Here is a 1422-nt window from a genome sequence, read left to right as displayed (position 1 = left end):
ACACCTTGATTGCTTTAAAGGGAACGAAAACCGTCGCTTAACCACGGTGTTCTACATGAATGAATCTTGGAGTGAAGAGGACTCGGGCGAACTGGTCGTCTATGATCTCAATGACAAAGAAATCGCGACAATACCTCCTCGTGGTGGGCGTCTACTGGTGTTCTTATCTGAACAGTTTCCTCATGAAGTGTTGCCAACTAACGCGCAACGTTTCAGTATCGCAGGCTGGTTCAGAATTAATGGTGTGAGAGATAACCTTCTGGACATCGCGAGTTAACATCTAGACACTAAATACTAAAAAGGGCGCGTGATGCGCCCTTTTTAATGTCTGGAAATCGGCTTTTAGTGGCAAATAGACATGTTATAGCAAGCCGTCATATTCTGCTCTAACACCTCATAGACGTGAGCGCAGAGTTTATTCTGCTCAATTAGGTCATCCATGATCTCAGCAATTTGTGTTTGGCTCATTCGTCCTCGATAAGGGCGATCTTGTGATAGTGCCTGAAACACATCGGCAACGGCAATAATGCGAGAAGGGATGTCGAGTTCTTCTGCTGTTTTATGGTAAGGGTAGCCAGAGCCGTCCAAGCGTTCATGGTGATTTGAAGCCCATTCTGCGATTTTGGCGTTTGGGAACACCTTATGCAGCGCAAGTTGAGTATCTATCGTATGTCGTTTGATTCTCGTGTATTCCTGCTTACTGAGCGCGCCTTCCTTATGTAGAATTTCATCCGGCGTCTTTAGCTTACCTATGTCGTGAACCAAACCGGCAATAAACAGCATTTCTTGGTCGTGTTCATCGAGTCCTAATTTGCCCGCCAAATAGCGCGACAACTCAGCAACTTTTTGCGAGTGTTGATAAGTAAATGGGCTTTTCGCATCGACAATGCGCGCCAGAAATAATCCAAGGCTGTTCATGTCCCAAATGGTTAACTGTTTTTGTAACCAATCAATGCTCTTAAAATTTAGACCAATGGTTTCGATGTTTTCTGATTCCATCGCGAACCAAAATCCGTCGGTCATGATGAGCTTAACCATAGCTTCGCACATAACGGGATTAAACAAGGTACCAGCATTCGCCAATACACATTCTGCAATCAATTCCTCATGCAGCGTGACAATGTCACAGTGGCAGTTCATTACATAGCGCGCACGCATGAAGTCTAGTCGATCAGAAAGGTAGAGTAGGGCCGCAACGTCTTTTTCGAATTCAGGTAGGTGGAGATGTTGCAGTTCATCCCAATGGGTGTGGTGGTAAAGTACTGGAACGGCAAATTGATTTAAAAGGCGACATTGTTTGAGCGTTTGGTAGCCGCGCAGACAGTGTGCTTTGGCATCTTGAGGGATGAGCTCGTCCAGCAGCATTTTATGTTCTTGCGTTTCAGAGACGCCACAATCGTGAATCATGCCTGCAAAGTAACA

Annotated in this window: 2 protein-coding genes; one reads left to right on the top strand and one right to left on the bottom strand. The window is 45.4% G+C overall.

From position 1 onward, the window contains the following. Nucleotides 1-277 (top strand): 2OG-Fe(II) oxygenase (locus R7P35_RS24350; RefSeq protein WP_318092908.1); only part of this gene is annotated, 277 nt, incomplete at its 5' end. A 65-nt stretch (nt 278-342) separates the two neighbouring features. On the opposite strand, the gene R7P35_RS24345 is transcribed toward R7P35_RS24350, so the two are convergent. Continuing rightward, nucleotides 343-1422 (bottom strand): HD-GYP domain-containing protein (locus R7P35_RS24345; protein ID WP_318092906.1); only part of this gene is annotated, 1080 nt, incomplete at its 5' end.

Source organism: Vibrio sp. Vb0304 (assembly GCF_033338995.1).
Lineage (GTDB): Bacteria > Pseudomonadota > Gammaproteobacteria > Enterobacterales > Vibrionaceae > Vibrio > Vibrio alginolyticus.
The sequence above is the reverse complement of the archived record's forward strand: the minus strand, read 5'-3'. Positions and strand labels throughout refer to the sequence as shown.